The sequence below is a fragment of the Mangrovihabitans endophyticus genome (assembly GCF_014646155.1).
Lineage (GTDB): Bacteria > Actinomycetota > Actinomycetes > Mycobacteriales > Micromonosporaceae > Actinoplanes > Actinoplanes endophyticus.
This window is the reverse complement of sequence record NZ_BMMX01000011.1, coordinates 88,372-104,865: the sequence shown is the minus strand read 5'-3', so window position 1 is coordinate 104,865 and position 16,494 is coordinate 88,372. Positions and strand designations below refer to the sequence as shown.

Genomic DNA, 16,494 nt, shown 5'->3' with positions numbered 1-16,494 from the left:
GTGCCCGGCTTCGAACCCCATACCCGACTTGTCCGACCGGGAAGTCCAAGATCGGCGCGCATGACGGCGCCCGCGGCGTCGATCTTGGACTTCCGGGTCCGGCAAGTCGGGTATGGAGCCCCAAGTCGGGCACCTAAACCTCAAGATCGGCGGGGGCGGCACGGCGGGACGGGGCGCGGCGAGACGCGGCGGGACGGGGGCGGCGCGGCGCTACGGGGCGGGACGGGACGGGGCGTGACGACGGGGCGGGGCGGGGGTGTCTACCGCCTGGCGTGGTTGTGCACCCGACCGGCCGCTGTTACGGGCGGCCGGTCGGGTGCGGGTCTGTCAGACGCGCGCCGGGATGGACGCCGACGTGCCGATCACCTTGCCGGAGCGGTCCAGGGCATCGACCACCACGTACTCCACCATGCCGTCGATCTTCATGGTCGTCTCGAAGCCGGTGCGGTCCGCCTCGACCGCCGGGGACAGCGCCTCACCCGGCTGGCCGCCCGCGCGGGCACGCCACTTGGCGACCTTGGTGGCACCGTTCCAGCTCACGCTGACGATCACGTTGCCGCCCTCGGTGTGCAGGCCGAGGGCCGGCTGGTCGAGCGGCTCGGCCGACCAGTCCACCTTGTAGGCGCGGTAGGACTGGCTGTTCAGCGGCAGGTGGCCGTCCAGCCGCACGGTGCCGTCCGGGGCGTACTCGGTGAACCAGGGCATCTGGCCCCAGCCCATGAAGGTGCCGCCGTCGGCGAGCTCCCGGCAGCAGCCCTGCGTCGGCGCGGACAGCTTCTCGTCGTGCACGAACTCGGTGACGAACTTCGCGGTCCGGGCCGACTCGTCGAGCTGCATCACCAGCCCGCGCGAGTAGTCGCGGTTCTTCTCGATGCCGGCGCCGTTGTCGAAGACGCTGTACGTGCCGTCGCGGCGCTGCCGGAAGTCATGCTGCCAGAAGAAGGCGGCCTTCGGGTCGATGGTGAAGTCGGACTTCTTGCCGCCGAGGCGCCAGATGACCTCCCCGGACTTGCGGTCGATCTTGTAGCAGCCCCAGGTGTGTCGCGCGGACACGATCAGGTTGCCGTCCGCGGCGAGACCCACCGAGTTGGCGTGGAAGAAGTCCCAGGGCAGGTGTGCGTTGTCGCCCTTGGGCAGCGGCGCGTGCGACTCGTCCAGCCCGATGTGCTCGTGCGCCCGCCACTCGAACACCTTCTGCCCGGTGGCGATGTCGATCTCCTGGATCACGCCGTCGTGCAGCACCCCGTCGGCGGGTCCGCCGTACGGGCTGAGGTCGTACGGGATCGGGTCATAGACCCAGAAGACCGCGGTGTCGTTCGGGGTGATGATGAAGTCGTGCTGGTCGGCCTGCTCGCTGCCGGCCGCCCGGATCCGGGTGATCTCGTGGTAGTGGTTGTCGGCGATCACGAACTCGCCCTGGCCGACGCCCTGACCACCGGTTCCGCCGATGGTCCCTTCCCACCAGCACAGCACCTGCTTGTTGCGGTAGCGCTGGGCCTTGAAGTCGATGGCGACGGTGGCCGGGTCGGGCACCTTCTTGAACCAGATGGGCGAGCCCTGCTCGTCGACCATGAGCGGGCCGGACAACCAGCCACCGGCGAACGGGGTGAGGAGGATGCCGCCGGGCGTCGTGCCGTTGGCGGGAGTGGTGATGGTGACGTCAGCCATCGCGCGCAGGTCGGGGCGGGAACGGTATTGGGGCGCATCGGACTTCGCGGCGTCGTCCGCATCGGTGGACGAGCGGCCGTCGGTGTTGGCGATGGCATAACCCGCGCCGCCCCCCGCCAGGGTGCAGATCGCGGCGCCTCCGACGCCGAGCAGGACGTTACGGCGGGACGTCTTAGGAGCTGTAGGGGATTCTGTCACGCGGCACAGCATCCCCCATTTCGATCAAGATCTACCTGGCCAGGTGATGTGAATTACCTGAGAGCGAGATGTAGAGCTGGATAAGGCGCTTGACCAGGACATCCGGATGGAACAGTCGGACATATCGCCGGCGCGCCCGGGGGGCCGTCGCGGCGGCCTGGTCCCGGGCCTTCGGCAACGCCTCGGCCAGCGCGGCCGGTTCCGGTGCGACCGGCCAGCCGGCCTCGTCGCCCAGCAGGTACGGGATGCCGCCGACCGCGGTGCCGAGCGTCGGGCGGCCCTCGGACATCGCCTCCAGGACCACCGTGGGGAGCACATCACTCCAGGTCGGCACGGCGATCATCACGGCGCAGGCGCGGCGGGCGGCGGCCATTGCGGCGCGGTCCAGCACGCCGAGGTACGTGACGTCGGCCCGCTCGGCGGCCGCCTGCTCGGCCAGCGGCCGCAACTCGCCGTCACCGGCGATGCGCAGTTGCCCGAGCGAGCCCTCGGGATGCGCCCGCCACGCCTCCAGCAACAGTCCGAGGCCCTTCTCGGGGGAGAGTCGTGCGGCGTACAGGAAACCGTCGCCGAGCGGTGCCGGCTCTCCCGGGTCGGGCAGGCCGTTGGGCTTGACCACGATCCGATCCGCCGGGATGCCGTAGTCGCACAGGTGCTCCGCGATGCGGTCGGTCAGCGCGACGAACCGGTCCACCGATCGCCAGGTCGGCCGGTGCACCGCGAGCGTGGTGGCCATCAGGGCGCTCTGCGCCGCGGAACCCCGGTAGCAGCGGTGCGCCACCGCCGGCCAGCCGATCGCCTTGCCCCGGCACTCGAAGCAGTTGTGCCCGTCCCGGAAGTACAGGCCGGACGCGCAGACCTGACGGAAGTTGTGCACGGTCTGCACCACGGGCACACCGTGTGCGTGCGCGGTCCGGATCACCCAGGGCGACAACAGCGGGTACGGGTTGTGCAGGTGCAGGACGTCCGGCCGGTGCTTCGCGAGCAGCCGGGACAGGTCCTGCTGGGCGGCGCGGCCGTACACCGGAGCCAGCGGCAACAGGGCCTTCTGCGCGGCGGGCAGCTCGCCGATCGAGTCCGAGCTGCGCATGAACGGCAGCACTTCGACGCCGGCCTCGCGCAGTTGCGCGATCTCGGTGTCCACGATGACGTTCTCGCCGGACGGGATGGCTTCCCGGTAACGATTGTGCGCGATCACGACCTTCACACCGGGTGAGCCTAGGCCGTACGCGAATCGCCGCGCGAGTGCCCGGAGGGGCTACCGTTGACGTCGTGCCCGAACTCCCCGAGGTCGAGGCGCTCGCCGCCTACCTGCGCGAGCGCGCGGTCGGCCGTCTCGTCCAGCGCTTCGAGGTGTCCTCGTTCAGCGCCTTGAAGACGTTCGACCCGCCGCCGACCGCGGTCACCGGCCTGCCGCTGACCGGCGCCGGGCGGCACGGCAAATACCTCGACGTGTGCTTCGGCGACGAACTGCACCTGGTCGTGCACCTTGCCCGCGCGGGCTGGCTGCACTATCGCGACGCGTTCAAGTCGGCGGCGCCGCTCAAGCCGGGCAGCGGTCCGATCGCCGTGCGGGTGCGGCTGGACGACGGTTCTGGGTTTGACCTGACCGAGGCGGGCACCCAGAAGTCGCTGGCCGCCTACCTCGTCCGCGACCCGGCTGAGGTGCCCGGCGTGTCGCGGCTCGGCCCGGACGCGCTCGCCGTGGACCGCGACGAGTTCGCCACGCGCCTGCGCAGCCGCAACGGCCAGGTGAAGGGTGTGCTGACCGATCAGGAGGTGCTGGCCGGGATCGGCAACGCGTACTCCGATGAGATCCTGCACACCGCCAAGATGTCGCCGTTCACCCTCACCGGCCGGCTCACCGACGAGCAGATCACCACGCTGTACGAGGCCATGCGCCGGGTGGAGCAGGATGCCGTGGCACGCTCGGTGGGGCAGCGGGCCGCCGAGCTCAAGGGGGAGAAGCGTGCCGGGCTGCGGGTGCATGCGCGCACCGGCCTGCCCTGTCCGGTCTGCGGCGATACCGTGCGCGAGGTCGCGTTTGCCGACAAAAGCCTGCAGTACTGTCCCACCTGTCAGACCGGCGGCAAACCGCTCGCCGATCGCCGACTGTCGAAGCTGATCCGCTGACCACCCGGCCGATCACACAGCGTATTTGCGCGAGATCGTGTGCAACGTCCGCTTCTTCTCGTGCGATACATCGGTATAGTGGCTCGGTCCCACGCTTCGCTGCGATGGGGGCAGGGTCGGCGGCGACGTCGGCCCGCACCGACCGTGGCGGTGCGTAATGGTCCACGGGGGTTCGTGATGCGGGAGGACGTCAGCGAGGTGGCCACCAGCCTCCACCGTCCGGGGACCAAGCGCAGCCGGGTGCCGTACGACAGCTTCGAGTGGCAGCAAGACCCACACCCGACCAATGGCGTTCCCCGGTCGGCATGGACACGGCAACGCCGTCGTCTGTCCCGGTGGCACCGGCCGTACACGTTGGTCCTGATCTTCCTCGACCTGTGCTCCACGCTGCTGGCGAGCTGGATCGGCGCGACCTTCCTGGAGAAGGCGCAGTCCGGCTTCCGCGAGCGGTCGCTGTTCTTCCTGCACGGCGAGTCGCTGTTCTTCTTCTTCGCCTACATCGTGCTGCCGCTCGGCTGGCTGATCACGCTATGGGCCAACGGCAGCTACGACCGCCGCTATCTGGGGCTGGGCAGCGAGGAGTTCAAACGGGTCGTACGCGCGTCGGTCTTCGTGGTGGCGGGCGTCTCGCTGCTCGCGTTCGCCACGGTGACCTCGCTGTCGCGTGGCACGGTGGCCGTCGTCTCGCTCAGCGGCTTGCTGTTCATCCTGATCTGCCGCTATTTCGCCCGGCAGGTGCTGCACATCGCCCGGAAGCGCACCGGCCACGGGGCGCACCGGATGATCCTGGTCGGCACGTTGCCGGAGGCCCTGGAGGTCTACACCGCGGTCACCCGCAGCCCGGCCGCCGGACTGATCCCGGTCGCCATCCACATCACCGACGGCTACGCGGCCGCCCGTGGCATCGAGACACCGGTCCCGGTCTTCGCCGGCCGGGATGTCCTGCAACTGGTCCGCGAGGTGGCCGCGGACACCATCGCCGTGTGTGGCTCGGCCAGCGCGGAGCCCGGCGAGTTGCGCCGGCTGGCGTGGCAGCTCGAAGGCACCGGCGTCGACCTGGTGGTGGCGCCGCAGCTAACCGACATCGCCGGCCCACGCGTGCACATCCGGCCGATCGAGGGCCTGCCTCTGCTGCACGTCGAGGAACCCACCCTGTCCGGGCCCGGCTGGCTGGCGAAGAACCTGATGGACCGGATGGCCGCCGGCCTGGGCTTGCTGATGCTGAGCCCGGTCCTGCTGGCCGTGGCGATCGGGATCCGGATGTCCGATCCCGGTCCGGTGTTCTTCCGGCAGCCGCGGGTCGGTCACGAGGGGAAGACGTTCCGGGTCTGGAAGTTCCGGACCATGTATGTGGACGCGGAGGAGCGCAAGGCCACCCTGGAGGAGCTGAACGAATCCGACGGGATGCTCTTCAAGATGAAGCAGGACCCTCGGATCTTCACCTTCGGCGGGAAACTGAGGGCCACCTCCCTGGATGAGCTGCCGCAGCTCATCAACGTGTTGAAGGGCGAGATGTCGCTCGTCGGCCCGCGCCCGCTGCCCGCCGACGACGGCGACTACCTGGGCGACGTCCGCAGGCGACTGTTGGTGCGGCCGGGCATCACCGGCCTGTGGCAGGTCTCCGGCCGCTCCGACCTGTCCTGGGACGAGGCCGTGCGCTTGGACCTCTACTACGTCGACAACTGGTCCCTGACGTACGACCTGGCGATCCTCTGGCGCACCATCGGAGTCGTGCTACGGCGCAAGGGCGCGTATTAGGGCGTATCGCCTCCGGTCTTGGCGGGCGCGGACGAAGCGGCCAGGATCAGCGCGTGAGCAGTGGGGTGCAGACCGCCGGCGCGGTGGTACTGGCGGTTGCGGCGCTGTCCGGCGCGGTGATCGCGGTGCTGCGGCTGCGCTCGCGCCGGGGCATCGCCACCGCGATGCAGCGAGCCACGTACGAGGTGCTGCACACCGCCGGGCTGGCGGCCGAGCCGCTGCGTGGCGGGCTGGACGCGGCCACGGCTGGCAAGGCCGCCCGGCATCTGCGCACGCTTGTCGGCGCGACCGGGCTGAGCATCGCCGACGACCACCGGTGCCTGGCCTTCGACGGCCGCGGCAGCCACCATGGCGATCAGCTCGCTGCGGCCGCCCGGCGCGCTCTCAAGAGCGGGCGTTGCATCGTGCTGACGGCGGCCGAGCTGCCGTGTGACCGGGTGGACTGCGCGGTCCGCGGCGCGGTGGTGGCGCCGCTGGCGAAACCGGACGGGCAGGCGAGCGCGGCGATGGCGGCGACGATCGACGACCATCCGGCGCCGGGCCTGGTGCAGGCGACGTTGGAGGTGGCCCGATGGGCGGGTGCCCAGTTGGCGCTGGCCGAGTTGGAGTCCTCCCGCGAGCGGCTGGCCCGCGCCGAGGTGCGGGCCCTGCGGGCGCAGATCAGCCCGCATTTCATCTACAACGCGCTGACCGCGATCGCGTCCTTCGTCCGCACGGATCCGGAGCGCGCCCGGGAGCTGATCCTGGAGTTCGCCGAGTTCACCCGCTACTCGTTCCGGGCGCACGGCGAGTTCACCACGCTGGCCGAGGAGCTGCGGTCGATCGACCGCTATCTGACCATCGAACGTGCCCGGTTCGGTGACCGGTTGCAGGTGCGCCTGCAGATCGCGCCCGAGGTGCTGCCGGTCGGGCTGCCCTTCCTGTGCCTGCAGCCGCTGGTGGAGAACGCGGTCCGGCACGGCCTGTCGCGCAAGCCCGGCGTCGGTATGGTGAGCATCGAAGCACGTGATGCCGGCGCCGAGTGCCACATCACGGTCGAGGACGACGGTGTGGGGATGGATCCGGCCGTGTTCGCCCCGGATCGTCCGGAGACCGATGACGGCCAGCATGTCGGCCTATCCAATGTGGACGAGAGGTTGCGCTCGGTGTTCGGCGACCATTTCGGCCTGGTGGTGGAGACCGCACCGGACGCCGGGACGAAGGTGAGCATGCGGGTGCCGAAGTTTCACCCGGGGGTGCACCCATGAACCTGGTCGTGCTGGCCGTGGACGACGAGCCCCCGGCGCTGGACGAGTTGGCGTACCTGTTGGACGCGGACGGCCGGGTGGCACATGTGCACCGGGCCGGCGACGCCACCGAAGCGCTGCGGGTGTTGCGCGACGCCGAGGTGGACGCGGTCTTTCTGGACGTACGGATGCCGGGCTTGGACGGCATGGAGTTGGCACGCGTGCTGCGGCGGTTCGCGCATCCGCCTGCCATCGTGTTCGTGACCGCCTACGACGACGGTGCGGTGGACGCTTTTGACCTGGGCGCCACGGACTATGTCCGCAAGCCGGTGCGGGCGCAGCGGCTGGCCGAGTCGTTGCGCCGGGTCGCGGGCCGAGTCCCGGCGGCGACCGCACCGATTGCCGCCCAGGACGAGCCGGCCATTCCGGTGGAACTGGCCGGGAACACCCGGATGCTGCCCCGATCGTCGGTGCGCTGGGTGGAGGCGCAGGGGGACTATGCCCGCCTGCACACGGCGGACGCGTCCCACCTGGTCCGTGTCTCCCTGGCCACCCTGGCAGAACGGTGGGGGAACGCCGGGTTTGTCCGCATCCACCGTTCGTACCTGGTGCAGTTGCGGCTGATCACGGAGTTGCGACTGACCGGTTCCGGTTACGTGGTCGCGGTGGACGGCGCCGAGTTGCCGGTGAGTCGACGGCACACCCGCGAGCTCAAAGACAAGCTGATTCGCTCGGCGAAGAACGATTGGACGCGCTGATCCACAGCGTTATCCACAGAACATTTCCTCCATCCACAGAGTTATCCACAGGGTGGAGTGCGGACGGTCTGCCTTTCCCTTGAATCGGGACGTCGCCGCGATCACACTGCCCGCATGGAGTCGCCTCGGCGTACCCGCATTGTGCTCGGCGAGGTCGCCACCCGGCGCCCCGCCCCGGACCGCACCCGCGCCGAGCTGACCGCCCAGACCGCCATCGGCGAGGCGCTGGTCAAGGGCCTGGTGCGCGCACAACTCGCGCTGGCCCTGCGGCTGGCGCTGGTAGTCGTGACCGGGCTGGGCGCGCTGCCGTTGCTGTTCGCCGTGGCGCCGGCCGTCGGCGCCGTCACCGTTCTCGGCGTCAATCTCCCGTGGCTACTCCTCGGAGTGCTCGCCTTCCCGTTCCTGGTGGCCGTCGGATGGGCGTACGTACGCTGGGCGGAACGCAACGAGCAGGACTTCCTGTCCGTGGTCCGGCGGCCGGGCCCATGATCGCGGCCTCGGCCGACCGGCCGGCGCGGTGCCGGTGAACCCCTACCTGCTCCCCAGCCTGATCGTGGTCGTGCTGGTCACGGTCGGGATCGGCGCGTACGGGCTGCGCTTCGCCCGGACCACCTCGGACTTCCTGGTCGCGTCCCGTGCCATCAGTCCCGCCTGGAACGCCGCGGCGATCAGCGGCGAGTACCTGTCCGCCGCCTCGTTCCTCGGCATCGCCGGCCTGATCCTGCGGTACGGCGTCGACGTGCTGTGGTACCCGGTCGGGTTCGCCGCGGGTTACCTCGCTCTGTTGCTCTTCGTGGCCGCGCCATTACGCCGCTCGGGCGCCTTCACGTTGCCCGACTTCTGCCAGGTCCGGCTGCGGTCGCCGTTCCTGCGCCGGCTCGCCACCGTCTTCGTGGTCTTCATCGGCTGCCTCTATCTGGTGCCGCAACTGCAGGGCGCCGGCCTCACCTTCGGCACCCTCACCGGCGGCTCGTACGCCTGGGGCGCGCTGCTTGTCGCGCTGGTCGTGACGGCGAACGTGGCGCTCGGCGGCATGCGGGCCATCACGTTCGTGCAGGCGTTCCAATATTGGCTGAAGCTCACCGCTCTGGCCGTACCGGTGATCTTTCTGGTGTTGCAGTGGCAGGCGGATGGGCGCCCGGCGGTGACGCCCCCGACCGGCCCCACTTTCCCGGCCGCCACCACGGTGCAGATCCGGCAGGACGCCACGATCAGCACCGCGGCCGGAACCGTCTCGGTGCACCGCGGTGACCGGCTCAGCTTCGCGGCCGGCGATCCGGTGCCGGTGGTCAGCACCACCGAGGACCGGCGCGGAGCGGACTGGCTGCGTCCCGGCGGCGACGGCAGCCTGTTCGCGACGTATTCGCTGATCCTCGCCACGTTCCTGGGCACCATGGGCCTTCCGCACGTGCTGGTCCGCTTCTACACCAATCCGGACGGTACGTCGGCACGGCGCACCACCCTGGTCGTGCTCGGCCTGGTGGGGCTGTTCTATCTGTTGCCCACCCTGTACGGGGTCCTCGGCCGGATCTACACCCCGCAGCTATTGATGACGGGACGGACCGACGCGGTGGTGCTGCTGCTGCCGGAGGCGATACTCGGCGGCGGCCACCTCGGTCAACTCCTCGGTGCGCTGGTCACCGCGGGCGCGCTCGCCGCGTTCCTGTCCACCTCGTCGGGGCTGCTCACCAGCGTCGCGGGCGTGGTGTTCACCGACATGATGGGTGCCGACCGTGGCGGTTCGGTGCGCGACTTCCGGATCGCGACGGTGCTGGCCGCGGTGCTCCCGACCACGCTCGCCCTGTTCGTCTCGGACATGGACATCTCGCAGGTGGTGGGCCTGGCGTTCGCGGTCGCCGCGTCCAGCTTCTGCCCGCTGCTGGTGCTGGGCATCTGGTGGCGGCGGCTGACCGACGTCGGCGCCGCCGCCGGCGTGCTGGCCGGTGGCGGCGCCGCGATGGCCGCGGTGCTGGTCACCGTGCTCGGGCCGGACCTGCCCGGATGGACCGGTCAGGCGATCGAGCAACCGGCCGCCTGGACCGTGCCGCTCGCCTTCGCGGTGATGATCGCCGGTTCGCTGTGCACCGGGCGGCGGGTGCCACGGGACATCGGAGCGACCATGATGCGCCTGCACGCACCCGAGTCATTGCGCCTCTGACCTGCGGCGTTCGCGAGGAGACAGGGTGGCCCGGCTAGCACACAGGGTCTAGTTTCGGGGCATGACCGTTCCCGAACAACGCGGCCCCGAGCCCGTACCGGCCATGGCACTGCGTGGCCTGGTGAAGCGTTTCGAGGCTAAGACCGCCGTCGCCGGGGTGGATCTTGACGTGCCGGCCGGCTCGTTCTTCGGGCTGCTCGGCCCCAACGGCGCGGGCAAGACGACCACGCTGTCCATGGCGGTCGGCCTGCTGCGACCGGACGGCGGCGACATCCGCGTCCTCGGGCATGACGTGTGGCGGGACCCGGTGCGGGCCAAGAGCCTGATCGGGGTGCTGCCGGACGGCGCCCGGCTGTTCGACCGGCTCAGCGGGGGCGAGCTGCTGGCCTATCACGGGCTGCTGCGCGGCATGGATCCCAGGGTGGTCGATCAGCGGGCCGCCGAACTGCTCGACGTGCTCGCGCTGGGCACCGACAACCGCACCCTGGTGGTGGACTACTCGGCCGGCATGAAGAAGAAGATCGGCCTGGCGTGCGCGCTGCTGCACGGCCCGCGGCTGCTGGTCTTGGACGAGCCGTTCGAGGCGGTCGACCCGGTGTCCGCCTCGCTGATCCGGGACATCCTGCAGCGGTACGTGTCCGGTGGCGGCACGGTGATCTTCTCCAGTCACGTGATGGAGGTCGTGGAGCGCCTGTGCAGCCACGTCGCGATCATGGCCGAGGGGGCGATCCGGCGCAGCGGGACGCTCGCCGAGGTGCGCGGCGAGGACTCGCTGGAGCACGTCTTCGTCTCGGTGGTCGGCGGGCGCACCGCCACCGGCTCCGAGCTGGCATGGCTGTGAACGCCGGTCCCGGCACGTTCATCCGGCTCAAGCTGCGCGTCACCGCCGGTGGTCTGCGCGGGCGCACCGGCCGCGTGCTGCTCTTCGTGCTCGGGGTGCTCGTCGCATTGTTCCTCGCGATCGCCGGTTACCTGATCTTCGCGTTGCCCGGTTTCCTCGACGACCCGCGCGCCGCCGCGACGCTGTTCACCCTCGGCGGCGGCGCGTTGGTGCTGGGCTGGTTGCTGCTGCCGCTGGTGTTCTTCGGCGTCGACGAGTCGCTGGACCCGTCCCGTTTCGCGCTGTTGCCGCTGCCGCGCCGGGTGCTGGTGCGCGGGCTGTTCGCCGCCGCGCTGACCGGCGTGCCGGCGGTGGCCATGCTGCTCGCCACGGCCGGCATGGTGCACGCGGCGGCGCTACTCGGAGGCGTGCCGGCCGCGGCGACGCAGATGCTCGGCGTGCTGCTGGGCTTGTTCCTGTGCGTTGCCGCGAGCCGCGCGGTGACCAGCGCGTTCGCCACCGCGTTGCGCTCGCGCCGGGCGCGTGACATGGCCACCGTGCTGTTCGCGCTGCTGGCCGCGATGATCGGGCCGCTGCAGGTGGCGCTTGCCGCAGGTGCGCAGCGCGCGGACTGGGATCGCGTCGCACGGCTGGCCGACGTGGTCGCCTGGACGCCGCTGGGTGCGGCGTTTTCGATGGGCCCGGACGTCGTCGACGGCCGCGCCTGGGCCGTGCCGGTGAAGCTGGTGATCGCCCTGGCCTCGCTCGGCCTGCTGCTCTGGTGGTGGGCGTCCAGCCTGGAGAAGGCCATGCTCGGGCTGGCCGTGTCCGGCGGTCGCGGCCGGACGGCCGGGCAGTCCCGCCCGATGGTGGAGCAGTTGCTGGTCGGCGCGCTGCCGCGGAACCGGTCCGGCGCGTTGATCTCGCGGGAGATCCGGTACTGGTGGCGGGGCACCCGCCGGCGAGCCAGCCTGATCACGTTCGCCGTGCTCGGCGTCTTCCTGCCGATAGTGCTGTCCAGCGGCAACGGAGCGGTGACGATGCTGCCGTTCGTCGGGGTGGTGGCCGCGATCAGCCTGGCGAACCAGTTCGGTTACGAGGGCGCCGCCTATGCCTCGCACATCGTCGCCGGCGTGCCCGGACGGGTGGAGCTGCGGACGCGGGCGGCCGGATTGTCCGTCTATGTGATCCCGCTGCTGATCGTGGTAGCCGTGCTGGGCAGCCTGATCACCGGCGAGCAGGCTCGGACGGCCGCATTGCTGGGCTCGCTGCTCGCCGCGTACGGGCTGGGGCTTGCCGTGGCCCTGCCGATCTCGGTGCGTGGCGCTTACGCGCTGCCGGACACCACGAATCCGTTCGCCACCTCCTCCGGCGCCGGCATGGCGAAGGGGCTGATGACGCTGGGCGCGATGGTCGTCGCGTTCGTCGGTGCGCTCCCGTTGCAGTTGGCCGATTTCCTGGTGGGCGACGTGTGGTTGGTCCTGGGCCTGCCGGTCGGCGTGGCCTATGGGGCCGCCGCCTTCTGGGCGGGATCCACGCTGGCCGGGGCGATGCTGGACCGCCGAATGCCCGAGGTGCTGACCGCGGTCACGCCCAATCGCTGATCAGCGGTGCACGGCAGCCAACCGGAGCAGGCCGGCGCGCCGAACGAAGATGAGCCGCCGCTGCCTCGCGTGCCCGTGCCGGTCCAGCACGTATCCCTCCAGCCAGAGCCAGCCCGCATAGGTGTGTGCGGTGAGTCCGGCGTCGATGCGGATGACGCGGAACCGCAGCCCGCGGTTGCCCGCGAACTGGACGCTGGCAGACGCGCCGACCTTCAGGATCTCACCGGGTTGCGGCCACGTCTCGTCCATGCGTCCTCCTCCCGGGCGAGCCGGTCCTGCCCGCGCGGGCACGGTGCGTGGCAAACATGCCGCGCGGTAGGAATTCGGTATCGGCAGCATGCCTGCCCAGGCGGGACGGGGGAAGACACCCCGCGTGCCAAGAACGCAAGCGGGGAAGAATGAATCCGTGCACCCCATCGAGCCCGGCGCCCGCATCCACGCCAGCGATCCCTTCGCCACCCCCGAAGCGGACAAATCCGCGGTCCGTCGCCTGCGCGGCCGGCTCGCCGCTCCGGTCACGCTCTGGACCACCGCCGGCCCGGCCGGGCTCACCGTCTCCTCGATGCTTGTCGCCGACGGGGAACCGGGCCGGGTGCTGGGCCTGATCGACGAGGAGAGCGACTTCTGGGACGCCGCCTCCGCATCCGGGGCGTTCGCCGTGACACCGCTGAGCCCCGGCGACGAGCAGACCGCCGATCGGTTCGCCGGGCTGCTGCCCGCTCCGGGCGGCCTGTTCGCCGAGGGTGACTGGAGCGACACGGCGTACGGACCGGTGCCGCGGGACGCGCACACCTGGGCGGGGTGCCGGCTGGTCGATCGGCGAGCATGCGGGTGGGCGATCCTCGCCGAAGGCGTCATCGAGACCATGACCCTCGGCGCTGACCCGTCGCCGCTGCTCTACTACCGCGGGCGCTATCGCCACTGAGCGCACTCAATCCACCGCTCGGCGCAGCCGGTGACCGGCGGCCTCGGTGTTGACCTACCACTTCGTACGGTGCCGGAAAGACCGCCCCCGATGAAGGTGGTGAACCGTGTCGACCGAAACCACACCCGCCGAGAGATATCTCGCCGTCCAGCGTTCCGATGAGTTCGCCGGGCTGCGCAAAATGCTGCGCGGCTTCGTCTTCCCGATGACCGTCGCGTTCTTCCTCTGGTACCTGCTCTATGTGCTGCTGTCCGCGTACGCCCGCGGATTCATGTCGGCCAAGCTGGTCGGCAACATCAACGTCGCGCTGCTGTTCGGCCTGCTGCAGTTCGTGTCGACGTTCCTCATCGCTTGGTACTACGCGCGGTTCGCCGCCCGTCGGTTCGACCCGGCCGCCGAGCGGATCTACGACGACCTGATGACCGACGAGGTGAAGTGATGGAGCCGCACACCGTGCTGGCCGCGGAGGCCAGCACCTCCACCTCGCGCACCCTGACGATCGTGCTCTTCCTGGTGTTCGTGGCGATCACCCTGGCGATCACCGTCTGGGCCAGTCGGCAGACCCGGACGGCGACCGACTTCTACGCCGGCGGCCGGACGTTCTCCGGTTTCCAGAACGGCATGGCGATCGGCGGCGACTACATGTCCGCCGCGTCCTTTCTCGGCATCGCCGGCCTGATCGCGCTGTACGGTTACGACGGTTTCCTCTACTCGATCGGCTTCCTGGTCGCGTGGCTGGTGGCGCTGCTGCTGGTGGCCGAGTTCCTGCGCAACTCCGGCCGGTTCACGATGGCCGACGTGCTGGCGTTCCGGATGCGCCAGCGACCGGTGCGCACGGCCGCCTCGGTGTCCACCATCGTGGTGTCCGTGTTCTACCTGATCGCCCAGATGGTCGGCGCCGGCGCCCTGGTGAGCCTGCTGCTGGGCATCAACGCGGACACCACGTTCCTGGGCATGAACGCGGACACCGCCAAGGTCGTCACGATCATCATGGTCGGCGCACTGATGATCATCTATGTCACGGTGGGTGGCATGAAGGGCACCACCTATGTCCAGATCACCAAGGCGTTCCTGCTGATGACCGGCGCCCTGCTGATGACCATCCTGGTGCTCGCACACTACAAGTTCAATCTGTCGTCACTGCTCGGCGACGCCGCCCAGCAATCCGGCAAGGGCGACGCCTTCCTGCAACCCGGTCTGCGGTACGGCAAGGAGACCGCGGACGCGGCGGAGACGTTCTATTCCAAGATGGACCTGCTGTCGCTGGGCATCGCCCTGGTGCTCGGCACCGCGGGCCTGCCGCACATCCTGACCCGGTTCTACACCGTGCCCACCGCGCGCATCGCCCGCAAGAGCGTGCTCTGGGCGATCGGCATCATCGGCACCTTCTACCTGTTCACGCTCGCCCTCGGCTTCGGCGCGGCGGCCCTGGTGGGCGGCGACGAGATCACCGCCCAGGACAAGGCGGGCAACACCGCCGCGCCACAACTGGCGCAGGCGTTGGGCATCGACTATCTCGGCGGCGACACCGGAGGGGCGGTGCTGCTGGCGGTCATCGCGGCGGTCGCCTTCGCCACCATCCTCGCGGTGGTCGCCGGGCTGACCTTGGCCTCGTCGTCGAGCGTGGCGCACGACTTCTATGCCAACGTGGTGCGTCGCGGCGCCGCACCGGAACGGGACGAGGTGCGGGTCGCCCGCATCGCCGCCCTGATCATCGGCGCGATCGCCATCGCCTTGTCGATCTTCGCGCAGAGCCTGAACGTGGCGTTCCTGGTGGCGCTGGCGTTCGCGGTGGCCGCGTCGGCGAACCTGCCCGCCATCCTGTACAGCCTGTTCTGGCGGCGTTTCAACACCTCCGGCGCGCTCTGGGCGATCTACGGTGGCTTGTTCGCCGCGGTCTTCCTGGTGTTCTTCTCGCCGGTCGTGTCCGGTTCCGCCACCGCCATGTTCCCCGACCACGACTGGCACTGGTTCCCGCTGTCCAACCCGGGCATCATCTCCATTCCGGTCGGCTTCCTGTGCGGCTGGATCGGCACGGTGATCTCGAAGGAGAGCGACGCCGACAAGTACGCGGAACTGGAGGTGCGTGCGCTCACCGGGCACGGGGCGCACTGATACCCGTGGTCCGTCACGGCGGGGCGCCGCTCGCACACCATGCGGACGGCGCCCCCTGGGGTCATCCCCGGCACGACGGCGGTCTTTGCGTAGAGTCACCGGCATGGCAGTGACGCAGCGATACGGCGCCGGGCATCGGATTCTGGTCAGCGGAGGAGCCGGCTTCGTTCCGTCGCACACCGTCGACGCGCTCCTCGCCCGGGGGTGCGAGGTCGTCGCCCTGGACAACTTCGTGACCGGCTCGCGCAGCAACGTCGCGCATCTCGCCGGAAACCCGCGCTTCACGCTCATCGAGGCGGACATCACCGCGGGCCTGCCGAGCCTGCCCGGCCGGTTCGACGCGATCCTGCACATGGCCTCGCCGGCCAGCCCCACCGACTTCGCCAAGCTGCCCACCGAGATCCTCAAGGTCGGTTCGGTGGGCACCCTGGCGCTGCTGGACCGGGCGGTCACCGACGCCGCGCGCTTCCTGATGGCCTCCACCTCGGAGGTCTACGGCGACCCGCTGGTGCATCCCCAGCCGGAGACCTACTGGGGCAACGTCAACCCGGTCGGCGTCCGCGCGGTGTACGACGAGGCGAAGCGCTTCTCGGAGGCGGCGGTGATGGCCTACCACCGCCTGCACGGCTTGGACACCGCGATCGTCCGGATCTTCAATACGTACGGGCCACGGATGCGCCCGGACGATGGTCGGGCCATCCCCACCTTCATCACCCAGGCGCTGCGCGGCGCGCCGGTCACCGTGCACGGCACCGGCGCGCAGACCCGGTCCATCACCTATGTCGACGATCTGGTGCGCGGCATCCTGCTGCTGCTGGACTCCACCGAGTCCGGGCCGATCAACTGCGGCACCGAGCACGAGATGACGATGCTCGCGCTGGCCGAGACGATCGTCCGGCTATCCGGCAGCGCCTCCGCCGTCGAGCTGGTCGAGCGCGGCGCGGACGATCCGGAGCGCCGCCGCCCCGATCTGACGCTGGCGCGTGCCCGGCTGGGCTACGAGCCGCAGGTCGGCCCGGAGGAGGGGCTGCGCCGGACGATCGAGTACTTCGCGGCCGACCAGCCTTCACTCGGCTACTCAAAGTAATTGCCTCCCCACTTCGTGCCGTACCCCGACGGTTACCCCATTTG

The 16,494-nt window shown here is 70.2% G+C and carries 15 protein-coding genes; 12 read left to right on the top strand and 3 right to left on the bottom strand.

Annotation, left to right across the window (positions count from 1 at the left end; genetic code table 11):
• Nucleotides 1-327: 327 nt before the first annotated feature.
• Both IEY73_RS14935 and IEY73_RS14930 read right to left on the bottom strand, forming a co-directional pair.
• Nucleotides 328-1,866 (bottom strand): arylsulfotransferase family protein, encoded by a 1,539-nt coding sequence (locus tag IEY73_RS14935; RefSeq protein ID WP_229715842.1) that lies wholly within the window; start codon nucleotides 1,864-1,866, stop codon nucleotides 328-330.
• A gap of 31 nt (nucleotides 1,867-1,897) precedes the next feature.
• Nucleotides 1,898-3,073 (bottom strand): glycosyltransferase family 4 protein, encoded by a 1,176-nt coding sequence (locus IEY73_RS14930; protein WP_189079806.1) that lies wholly within the window; start codon nucleotides 3,071-3,073, stop codon nucleotides 1,898-1,900.
• Nucleotides 3,074-3,138: 65 nt separating this feature from the next.
• Between IEY73_RS14930 and IEY73_RS14925 the strand changes: the two genes are divergently transcribed.
• The 8 genes from IEY73_RS14925 (at nucleotide 3,139) to IEY73_RS14890 (ending at nucleotide 12,323) form a co-directional block, all read left to right on the top strand.
• The gene (locus tag IEY73_RS14925) at nucleotides 3,139-3,999 is read left to right on the top strand and encodes an Fpg/Nei family DNA glycosylase (RefSeq protein ID WP_189079805.1); all 861 of its coding nucleotides are present in this window, start codon (nucleotides 3,139-3,141) and stop codon (nucleotides 3,997-3,999) included.
• A 177-nt stretch (nucleotides 4,000-4,176) separates the two neighbouring features.
• Nucleotides 4,177-5,757 carry a sugar transferase gene (locus IEY73_RS14920; RefSeq protein WP_189079804.1) on the top strand — a complete coding sequence of 527 codons (1,581 nt, stop codon included), beginning with the start codon at nucleotides 4,177-4,179 and terminating at the stop codon, nucleotides 5,755-5,757.
• A 53-nt stretch (nucleotides 5,758-5,810) separates the two neighbouring features.
• On the top strand, nucleotides 5,811-7,004 hold the full coding sequence (locus IEY73_RS14915; RefSeq protein WP_189079803.1) for a sensor histidine kinase: 1,194 nt from the start codon (nucleotides 5,811-5,813) through the stop codon (nucleotides 7,002-7,004).
• Complete coding sequence (locus IEY73_RS14910; RefSeq protein ID WP_189079802.1) at nucleotides 7,001-7,741, top strand: LytR/AlgR family response regulator transcription factor; 741 nt, start codon at nucleotides 7,001-7,003, stop codon at nucleotides 7,739-7,741. Before IEY73_RS14915 ends, IEY73_RS14910 begins: the two co-directional genes overlap by 4 nt.
• 114 nt (nucleotides 7,742-7,855) lie before the next feature.
• The gene (locus IEY73_RS14905) at nucleotides 7,856-8,230 is read left to right on the top strand and encodes a DUF485 domain-containing protein (RefSeq protein ID WP_189079801.1); all 375 of its coding nucleotides are present in this window, start codon (nucleotides 7,856-7,858) and stop codon (nucleotides 8,228-8,230) included.
• Between the two features lie 34 nt (nucleotides 8,231-8,264).
• Nucleotides 8,265-9,899 (top strand): sodium/solute symporter, encoded by a 1,635-nt coding sequence (locus IEY73_RS14900; protein WP_189079800.1) that lies wholly within the window; start codon nucleotides 8,265-8,267, stop codon nucleotides 9,897-9,899.
• A 61-nt stretch (nucleotides 9,900-9,960) separates the two neighbouring features.
• Nucleotides 9,961-10,740 (top strand): ABC transporter ATP-binding protein, encoded by a 780-nt coding sequence (locus tag IEY73_RS14895; RefSeq protein WP_189079799.1) that lies wholly within the window; start codon nucleotides 9,961-9,963, stop codon nucleotides 10,738-10,740.
• Nucleotides 10,731-12,323 carry an ABC transporter permease gene (locus IEY73_RS14890; protein WP_189079798.1) on the top strand — a complete coding sequence of 531 codons (1,593 nt, stop codon included), beginning with the start codon at nucleotides 10,731-10,733 and terminating at the stop codon, nucleotides 12,321-12,323. Before IEY73_RS14895 ends, IEY73_RS14890 begins: the two co-directional genes overlap by 10 nt.
• On the opposite strand, the gene IEY73_RS14885 is transcribed toward IEY73_RS14890, so the two are convergent.
• Nucleotides 12,324-12,572: a hypothetical protein gene (locus IEY73_RS14885; protein ID WP_189079797.1), complete on the bottom strand. Its 249-nt coding sequence runs from the start codon at nucleotides 12,570-12,572 to the stop codon at nucleotides 12,324-12,326.
• Between the two features lie 157 nt (nucleotides 12,573-12,729).
• On the opposite strand from IEY73_RS14885, the gene IEY73_RS14880 reads away from it, so the two are divergent.
• The 4 genes from IEY73_RS14880 (at nucleotide 12,730) to IEY73_RS14865 (ending at nucleotide 16,450) form a co-directional block, all read left to right on the top strand.
• Nucleotides 12,730-13,248, top strand: coding sequence for a flavin reductase family protein (locus IEY73_RS14880; protein ID WP_229715841.1), 519 nt, complete (start codon nucleotides 12,730-12,732; stop codon nucleotides 13,246-13,248).
• 106 nt (nucleotides 13,249-13,354) lie between these two features.
• A complete protein-coding gene (locus IEY73_RS14875) occupies nucleotides 13,355-13,687 on the top strand; it encodes a DUF485 domain-containing protein (RefSeq protein WP_189079795.1) in 333 nt (110 codons plus the stop codon).
• Nucleotides 13,687-15,363 (top strand): monocarboxylic acid transporter, encoded by a 1,677-nt coding sequence (locus tag IEY73_RS14870; RefSeq protein WP_189079794.1) that lies wholly within the window; start codon nucleotides 13,687-13,689, stop codon nucleotides 15,361-15,363. The genes IEY73_RS14875 and IEY73_RS14870 overlap by 1 nt, the downstream gene beginning before the upstream one ends.
• Before the next feature lie 103 nt (nucleotides 15,364-15,466).
• Nucleotides 15,467-16,450, top strand: coding sequence for an NAD-dependent epimerase/dehydratase family protein (locus tag IEY73_RS14865; RefSeq protein WP_189079793.1), 984 nt, complete (start codon nucleotides 15,467-15,469; stop codon nucleotides 16,448-16,450).
• Nucleotides 16,451-16,494 lie beyond the last annotated feature (44 nt).

Coding starts and splice junctions, on each gene's coding strand:
- IEY73_RS14920 (WP_189079804.1), top strand. CDS start 4,177: ATGCGGGAGGACGTCAGCGAGGTGGCCACCAGCCTCCACCGTCCGGGG.
- IEY73_RS14910 (WP_189079802.1), top strand. CDS start 7,001: ATGAACCTGGTCGTGCTGGCCGTGGACGACGAGCCCCCGGCGCTGGAC.
- IEY73_RS14905 (WP_189079801.1), top strand. CDS start 7,856: ATGGAGTCGCCTCGGCGTACCCGCATTGTGCTCGGCGAGGTCGCCACC.
- IEY73_RS14895 (WP_189079799.1), top strand. CDS start 9,961: ATGACCGTTCCCGAACAACGCGGCCCCGAGCCCGTACCGGCCATGGCA.
- IEY73_RS14890 (WP_189079798.1), top strand. CDS start 10,731: ATGGCTGTGAACGCCGGTCCCGGCACGTTCATCCGGCTCAAGCTGCGC.
- IEY73_RS14885 (WP_189079797.1), bottom strand. CDS start 12,572: ATGGACGAGACGTGGCCGCAACCCGGTGAGATCCTGAAGGTCGGCGCG.
- IEY73_RS14870 (WP_189079794.1), top strand. CDS start 13,687: ATGGAGCCGCACACCGTGCTGGCCGCGGAGGCCAGCACCTCCACCTCG.
- IEY73_RS14865 (WP_189079793.1), top strand. CDS start 15,467: ATGGCAGTGACGCAGCGATACGGCGCCGGGCATCGGATTCTGGTCAGC.